The 7,223-nt window shown below is 47.2% G+C and carries 8 protein-coding genes; 5 read left to right on the forward strand and 3 right to left on the reverse strand.

Going from position 1 to position 7,223, the window contains the following annotated elements; genetic code table 11:
- Window positions 1-225: 225 nt before the first annotated feature.
- The 5 genes from ACEW9O_RS23645 to ACEW9O_RS23665 all read left to right on the forward strand — a co-directional run bounded on the left by ACEW9O_RS23645 (window position 226) and on the right by ACEW9O_RS23665 (window position 4,634).
- Window positions 226-657, forward strand: coding sequence for an OmpA family protein (locus tag ACEW9O_RS23645; RefSeq protein WP_373552689.1), 432 nt, complete (start codon window positions 226-228; stop codon window positions 655-657).
- A 150-nt stretch (window positions 658-807) separates the two neighbouring features.
- Window positions 808-1,557: a sulfite exporter TauE/SafE family protein gene (locus tag ACEW9O_RS23650; protein WP_373552690.1), complete on the forward strand. Its 750-nt coding sequence runs from the start codon at window positions 808-810 to the stop codon at window positions 1,555-1,557.
- A gap of 135 nt (window positions 1,558-1,692) precedes the next feature.
- Window positions 1,693-2,262 (forward strand): RNA polymerase sigma factor, encoded by a 570-nt coding sequence (locus tag ACEW9O_RS23655; protein ID WP_373552691.1) that lies wholly within the window; start codon window positions 1,693-1,695, stop codon window positions 2,260-2,262.
- A complete protein-coding gene (locus ACEW9O_RS23660) occupies window positions 2,252-3,091 on the forward strand; it encodes an anti-sigma factor (protein ID WP_373552692.1) in 840 nt (279 codons plus the stop codon). The genes ACEW9O_RS23655 and ACEW9O_RS23660 overlap by 11 nt, the downstream gene beginning before the upstream one ends.
- Window positions 3,092-3,095: 4 nt before the next feature.
- Window positions 3,096-4,634: a hypothetical protein gene (locus ACEW9O_RS23665; RefSeq protein ID WP_373552693.1), complete on the forward strand. Its 1,539-nt coding sequence runs from the start codon at window positions 3,096-3,098 to the stop codon at window positions 4,632-4,634.
- 217 nt (window positions 4,635-4,851) lie between these two features.
- On the opposite strand, the gene ACEW9O_RS23670 is transcribed toward ACEW9O_RS23665, so the two are convergent.
- The 3 genes from ACEW9O_RS23670 to ACEW9O_RS23680 are packed head-to-tail and all read right to left on the reverse strand — an operon-like array spanning window position 4,852 to window position 6,549.
- Window positions 4,852-5,466 carry an alpha-ketoglutarate-dependent dioxygenase AlkB gene (locus ACEW9O_RS23670; RefSeq protein ID WP_373552694.1) on the reverse strand — a complete coding sequence of 205 codons (615 nt, stop codon included), beginning with the start codon at window positions 5,464-5,466 and terminating at the stop codon, window positions 4,852-4,854.
- Window positions 5,450-5,698 carry an Ada metal-binding domain-containing protein gene (locus ACEW9O_RS23675; protein ID WP_373552695.1) on the reverse strand — a complete coding sequence of 83 codons (249 nt, stop codon included), beginning with the start codon at window positions 5,696-5,698 and terminating at the stop codon, window positions 5,450-5,452. The genes ACEW9O_RS23670 and ACEW9O_RS23675 overlap by 17 nt, the downstream gene beginning before the upstream one ends.
- Before the next feature lie 5 nt (window positions 5,699-5,703).
- Entirely contained in the window at window positions 5,704-6,549 is an 846-nt protein-coding gene (locus ACEW9O_RS23680; protein ID WP_373552696.1) for a methylated-DNA--[protein]-cysteine S-methyltransferase, read from the reverse strand.
- Window positions 6,550-7,223: the final 674 nt, after the last annotated feature.

The following is a 7,223-nucleotide window of genomic DNA, read 5'->3' on the forward strand; positions in this document are numbered from 1 at the left end:
GAAAAGTGAAAAGTGAAAAGTGAAAAGTGAAAAGTGAAAAGTGAAAAGTGAAAAGTGAAAAGTGAAAAGTGAAAAGTGAAAAGTGAAAAGTGAACTACAATATGCTTACTAGTTTGTGAAATGATAATATGGACGGTGGAAGACAAAAGGTGAACCAGCTTTTCACTTTTCGTTTTTCACTATTCACTTAATTCCCGTATTTTAGTCAGTGAAAACCCGCTGATCATGAAAGGATTATTCTACGCATTCATTTTCCTGAGTTCTACTACCTGGGCTTGGGGCCAACAAACCATCATGGGGGATGGTAAGGCCCCGTACCACATCTTCAGCATCTATTTTGGTGGTGGCTCCCATTTCATTGACAAAGAACAGATCGATGCCTTGTACAAATGGCTGGACGAGATTCCCGATGTAGATAGCCACGATGTGAGCATCCATGGCCATACCGACAACATTGGCGGGGCCGAATACAACCAATGGCTTTCCCAAATGCGCTCAGACAATACCTTGAATTTACTGCTGGAAAGGGGGCTGCGAAGTGAAATGATCTCCATCCAGGATTTTGGCCAATTTAACCCACTTTTTGACAACTCGACCTGGGAGGGCAGGCGAAAAAATCGCAGGGTGGATGTGATTGTGTGGCCGCCAATACAGTAAGGGTTGAGAAAGTTGAGGGAGGTTGAGAAGGTTTAGGCTCCGCAAGCGATTTAGACATCGACATGGTCAAAATCGCTCGCGGTAGCCTTAACCTTCTCAACTTCCTCAACCTCCCTCAACTTCTCAACTACAATCCCTACCTTTAACCCCATGGAATTTTCAATTCAATCCCTCAGCCCGATTCAATGGGGCATTTTGCTCTTGGCCGCCTTATTCATTGGGATGGCCAAAGGAGGAATTTCCAACCTGGGCATGTCGGTCGTCCCACTAACCGCCTGGTACTTTGGAGGCAAATTTTCAACAGGCCTGATCCTACCCATGCTCATCGTAGCAGATTTCACCGCCGTGCTGTACTACCGCAAAAATGCCGAATGGAAATATTATTGGAAATTGTTGCCCTGGACCATCCTTGGGGTGGTTTTTGGCACCTGGCTCGGGCAAGTGGTGGATGATTTGTTGTTCAAACGCATCATGGGGGTGATTTTTGCGGGCAGTGTTGCGTTTATGTTGTACCGGGATTATCGGGGCATCACCACGATTCCACAGCAGTGGTGGTTTGCGGCCTGCATGGGGATTTTGGCGGGAGTGACTACCATGTTTGGCAATTTGGCCGGAGCAGCAACTACGGTATTTTTTCTGGCGATGCAATTGCCTAAACAAAGCTACTTGGGCACCGCCGCCTGGTTTTTCTTTTCGATCAATCTAGTCAAAACGCCTTTTCAAATTTTCTTTTGGGGCACCATATCCTGGGACACCATTCAAATCAACCTGTTGTTGGTGCCTGTACTGCTTTTTGGAGTGGCAGCAGGCATTTGGCTGGCGCAGCGTTTTTCGGATCAATTTTTTCGGCGGATGACCATTAGCTTATGCATTGTGGCAATGGTGCTTTTGTTTTTATGATTTGGGAACAGAGAAGGACAACCACAAAGGGTTGCCCCTACGATGGGATATTTATTGTAAAAAAAATTGCCTGGTTCAAACTTTTCCCCACCTACCCGCATCCTTAGGACATAACACAACTGAAAAGCCGATCCTTTGGAGCAACAAACGGAAATACTACTGCGCAAAGCCAGAGAAGGCGACCAACACTCGCTGAACATGCTCTTTCGGGTCTGGTACCGTCGGGCTTACCAGATGGCCATGCGCTATGTGTCGGACGAACACATGGCTCGGGAGGCGGTGCAACACACCTTTATGTCGGTGTACCAGCACCTGGATCAGTTGCAACAAAGCGAAAAGTTTGTCAGCTGGCTTTACCGCACCGTGATCAATTGTTGTCACATGGAAGGGCGCAAAAAGCAGCGCTCGCGTTTGACCAGCTTTGATGTACCTGAAGCCCGGCAACCACGGGCCCAAATGCCCGACCACGACCTGCAATTGGCCGAACGGAACCGCCTGCTGATGCAAGCGGTGGAACAACTACCCGAGGATCAACGCACCATCGTCATCCTCAAAGAGCTGGACGGTTTGAAATTTAGAGAAATCGCCGACTTGTTGCAGATTTCCGAAAATACCGCCAAGTCACGCCTTTACGTAGGACTTAAAAACCTCAAACAAATTTTGACGCAACAGCGCCTGATCAAAGAGATGTACTATGAAGAATGAAGCTGAAATCATCAAACTGATGGATCTCCTGTATGGCGAAGGAGCTGCGGATGCAGCAGCAGACAAAGCCTGGTTACAGGAACATCCCGAATTGGCGCAGGAACTGGAGGACTTGCAAGAAGTGCGCGGCGCTTTGCAAAGTATGCCCGTGCCAGATGGGCCGATGATGCCCTGGCTGATGCCTCCTGCTGCGGTGGCTCCGACACCGGTGATCCGCAAATTGAGCTGGCCTTATTGGGCAGCGGCTTCCATTGCACTGGTGGTATTTGGATTTTTATTGGCCAAAATTCAGGTGCGTTTTGACGCCGGAGAGATGACCATCGCTTTTGGCAAAATCCAAACGCCACCCAAAATGCAGGTCGAACCGCCACAGGTCAATGCACTGACCGCTGCTGATACCCAGGCCATACAGGAATTGGTGCGGGCTGAGTTGGCTTCCCATTACACCCAATTGGAACAAACCATCGCCTCAGCCCAGGTCAACCTGCGCAAGGACAACGATACCCAACGCCTGCAATTGGTCAATCAGCTGCAAAGTGAGTTGAGTGCACTCAACAAACAACAGCAAGAAGAACTGACTTCCTTGGTTGCAACCACCCAAGCGGATAACCTGGGTAAAATGGTCACCGCCATGAACGATGCCCACACCCAGCAACAGGAAAAAATCAAGTGGGTGTTGCAGCAAGGCTTCATCGATTGGAACATCAAACGGGAGAAAGACCTGGATCGCATCAAAGACGAATTCAACAAAGTTTATGCTCAAGTGCACTACCAAAGGCAGGAGCAGGACAAGTTTAACCGTGTAATCATTCAACAAACCAACAATTAAAGCCATGAAAACATACCTTTTGCTAGGAGCAATCTTTGGCGCTCAATTTGTTCTTGTTGCTCAAAAGCCTGCCAGAATAGAAGTAGAGCCTAAAAAGAAACTGGAAATCAATGAATTGAATAGAGAGAAGCCGAAACTGGACACTCTGGTTTTAAAATCTAAAGAAGGGAACGCCATTGGTGCTACCACTCTTAGGACCCGGGCATGGTCTCCGGGGCCAGCCTTGGCCTATCCGCTGCTTAGGGATGAGGAGAATACCAACCGGGTGCTCACGGCAGTAGAAAAGGAGATTGAAATTGTCTGTGGCGTCTTGCAGAAAATAATTCAACAAGAGTTTAATGTAGGGGATACAGCAATTAATGTTGATAAAATCAAAGGCAGTTATATCGCAGGTAGCGGCGCATTGTTTACCATCTCGCAGCATGTTCCTTTTTACCGAAGTCCAAGACTATTAGGCGTTAATGGCAGCATTATAGGGTTTGGAGCAACTAGCACGACCTTTTATTCCGCTGAAGAGTTAGCGCGCCGAGGATTTGGAAGTAATGGTCAAAACCGGTATGAGGCGAAGGCACTCAATCGCAATAAGAGCCAAAACTTAAATGACCTGCTGGCCGAACAACCCTCAATTTACGGAGTCATAACCCCCAACGCAATGAGCACCACGGGCGATTCAGTTGAGATTAAATCTGGTCAAAACGGCAGATATAACATAAGTACCAAGGGATCTGTGATGCAACATACCAATGCCTATGGGCAATTGGCCAAAACCCAGGACAGTGTTTTTGCTTCAAAAATCCCTCGCATGAAAAAAGTGTTGGAAAAGTTTTTAGCTGAGTACACCATCCTCTTGAGCAAACTGAAGCCCGAAGAAAAAATCTGGGTAAACTGGAGCATCAAAGAAGATTACTGGGGCATTGAGCAGGGCAAAATGGCTTGTGAACTGAGCAGCAGAATTGCAAAACAAGACATGCTGGACTTGCGGGCGGACAAATTGGATCAGGCCAAATTTGTGGAAAAAATTCAATATTCCGTGACCCGTTGTGCGGAGCGGGTGACCAATCCAGAAGTGGAAGTATTTACGGCTATTCTGGAGCGCTTGTATTCACCCAATGTTTCCCAAAATTTGGTGCAGTTTGGAGCGGTGCAAGCCGAAGCAGTTGGTGGATTTGGCTATGTTTTTAAGATGAATTTTTCCCCCGCACGGATTGATTCCTTAATCGAGATTAATCCCAACACCTATTCTGCCCAGCTCAAAGTGAAAGGGATTCCCAAGGAAGAATTGGATCAAAGAATAAAAACCTTTAAGGCAGAGTTTCCACAACAATTGTTGGAATACAGCCGCATCTTGAAAGGGTTAAAAGCTGGTGAAATCCTGAAAGTTGACGTTTCTGTTGGCAATAGTGGTGGGGCATTGTGGGATACATCGGCAGGAACCATCAAGCAGCTTTTCTATACGGTACCTCAAACATTGATCCGCGATTATGATACGGGTAAGTTGAAATTGGAGGACGCGGTGAATTTGATTCAGGTGGAGGAGAAGTAGCATCACCTGGCAATCCCAAAGCGACACAATTTTTAGCACAAAGGGAAAAAGAGAGTGCACAAAGGACACAGAGTTAGACGTTGACATTGTTCTTTTTTAGGGCAAGAATCGGGTAGGGTTTTTCTTAAAAGTAGAGCCCGTCAACATCTAACTCTGTGTTCTCCGTGTCCTCTTTTTTCATCTTTGTGGTACAAAAACGTCGCTTTTGTAAAAAACATCACCGCGTTCCCTCTATCGTCCGAAAAGTCAAATTCACCCGCGGACTCCCCACCGTTTTAGTTGGCGGCAAACGATGCAACCAATACGTCTGCGTCATCCCCTTCATCACCAACAAACTCCCGTGCTCCAACAGAATCCCCAGCGTTTCTTTACTCGCTTTGTGTTTAAACGCAAACTTGCGCTCCGCCCCAAAACTCAGTGAGCCAATCGCCCCGTCCTTTTTTAAATCCTTTTCCCCATCACTGTGCCAGGCCATACCTTCTTCACCGCTGTGGTAGAGGTTGAGCAGGCAGGAATTGTAGGTTTCGCCGGTGGTTTCCTCGGTGATTTTTTTCAATTCCAGCAACTCCGGCGTCCAGGGTAAGGCACGTTTGGTGATTTTGGAATAAGTGTATTCAAAATTAGTCTCAGCGTACCAGGCTACCTTGCGTTTGGTGATGATCAATTTGCCAAACATCAGGGCTTCATCATTCCGCCATTCGATCTTGTGCAGCAATTGCTGGTAATGCTGATCTGCTTCCTCCTGGGTGAAGATCTGGCCATAATAATTGACAATCCCGTCTTTCGGTAGCAGGTTAAGGGTAGCATCTGTGAGTTTACTGAACAAGTCCATGTTTCCAGATTTGGTATTCACTCCTCATACAATGCCCACAAGGGCGGAAGTCACTTTCAATAGCTTCCTGCACCGAGGCAAAAAAGACGCGGTTGACCCGTTTCATTCTTTTGCCCGAGGCACAATGTAAGGTGCCGTAAATTTTCAATTGTTTGTTGCCGCCCAAAACGATGGCTTTGCTGTGGATGGCGCGCTTCAACTCGGCGTCACTAACAAATTCATGAAACAGCATCGGCCTTAATTTGTTTGCGTTTTCGCCCCTTCCCAACCAATCATCGCCGTTTTGCGCGTAGGCCCCCACATGTAGCCCCCAAAGGTTCCGGTCGACTGAATCACCCGATGGCAAGGAATCAAAAAGGCCACCGGATTGCTGCCAATGGCGGTGCCAACGGCGCGCGAGGCATTCGGGTTGCCAATTTTTTGGGCGATGGTGCCATAGGTGGCCAGTTGCCCCATCGGGATTTTGAGCAAGGTTTCCCATACTTTGAGTTGGAAATCGGTGCCTTTCAGGTGCAACTTGATTTCATGCAGTTTGCTCCAGTCATTTTGAAAAATGAACAAGGCATTTTGTTGAATCATGTCCAGTTTGCGACTGAATTCGGCATGGGGAAAATGGGCCTCAAGCGCCGCAAATGCGGTAGGCTCGTCTTCATAAAAACCCATAAAACAAACCCCTTTGACGGTGGAAGCCACGATCAGGTTGCCAAAAGGACTTTCGGCAAAGCTGTAATTGATGTCCAGGTTTTTTGCGCCGTTTTTGTATTCGGCTGGTGTCATGCCCTCAATGTTGATGAAGAGGTCATGCAGCCTGCTGGTGCCGGAAAGCCCGGTTTCGTAAGCGGTATCAAAAAGGGTAGCCTGCTCTTCTTTCAGCAGTTTTTTGGCGTGCTCCACGCTGATGTATTGCAAAAACTTCTTCGGACTCGTCCCCGCCCATTCACTAAACAAACGTTGAAAATGAAAAGGGCTTAAATGTACTTTTTCAGCGACCTCGTCCAGATTGGGCTGCTCTTTGAAATGGGTGCGGATGTACTCGATTGCTTCGGCAATGCGGGTGTAGTTGAGTTGATCTTGTGTGTTCATCGTTGTTGCTTTTTACGATACAAAGATCGTGGAGCTGGGGCTGGGATAAAATCCGAAACTTGCGGAGGTGGTAATCTGTGGTAAAATTGCGGAATTTGGGGCATAATCCAGGGTAAACGCATTGAAATTTGAGCTAGCAGAGCAACGTATTCAGCTAGAAACACTACGAAGGACATTAGATTTATTCCTTTTAAGGTGTTCTAATGTGCCTAAGGTCTGTCGATTACCCACAAAACCACAAATTAGACTTTTTGACGCAGCTTCGCTGCTTGATTTTAACACGACGACACAACGCAACGACGACACGACGTCCTCAGCGCTGCGCGCTGAGTGTCCCCAACGCATGGCGTTGGGTGGTAGCGGTAGCTAAACGTCGTGTCGTCGTTGCGTCGTGACGTCGTGTTAAAAAGATTTGGCGAAGCCGAATCCAATTAATGTGTGCGGATTTGTGGGTAATCGACAGGCCTAAGGTGGTTCAAAACAAAAAGGCTCGAAGGGCCATACAATTTTTGAACCACCTTAGGCACCTTAGAACCTGTCAATTACCCACAAAACCGACAAATCAGGAATTGTGGTTAAAGAACCAAGAAGTTCATTGAGGTAATGTAATGTAAGCAAAACAAAAATGTATTTTTTTGCTGGATGAAAGCGGCAAAAAAATATAGTACATCCAG

The organism is Haliscomenobacter sp., assembly GCF_041740695.1.
Taxonomy (GTDB): Bacteria; Bacteroidota; Bacteroidia; order Chitinophagales; family Saprospiraceae; genus Haliscomenobacter.

Bases quoted from the DNA above. Each gene is read 5' to 3' on its own strand.
- ACEW9O_RS23670 (WP_373552694.1), bottom strand. From the start codon at position 5,466: ATGGACTTGTTCAGTAAACTCACAGATGCTACCCTTAACCTGCTACCG.
- ACEW9O_RS23660 (WP_373552692.1), top strand. From the start codon at position 2,252: ATGAAGAATGAAGCTGAAATCATCAAACTGATGGATCTCCTGTATGGC.
- ACEW9O_RS23645 (WP_373552689.1), top strand. From the start codon at position 226: ATGAAAGGATTATTCTACGCATTCATTTTCCTGAGTTCTACTACCTGG.
- ACEW9O_RS23680 (WP_373552696.1), bottom strand. From the start codon at position 6,549: ATGAACACACAAGATCAACTCAACTACACCCGCATTGCCGAAGCAATC.
- ACEW9O_RS23665 (WP_373552693.1), top strand. From the start codon at position 3,096: ATGAAAACATACCTTTTGCTAGGAGCAATCTTTGGCGCTCAATTTGTT.
- ACEW9O_RS23675 (WP_373552695.1), bottom strand. From the start codon at position 5,698: ATGCTGTTTCATGAATTTGTTAGTGACGCCGAGTTGAAGCGCGCCATC.
- ACEW9O_RS23650 (WP_373552690.1), top strand. From the start codon at position 808: ATGGAATTTTCAATTCAATCCCTCAGCCCGATTCAATGGGGCATTTTG.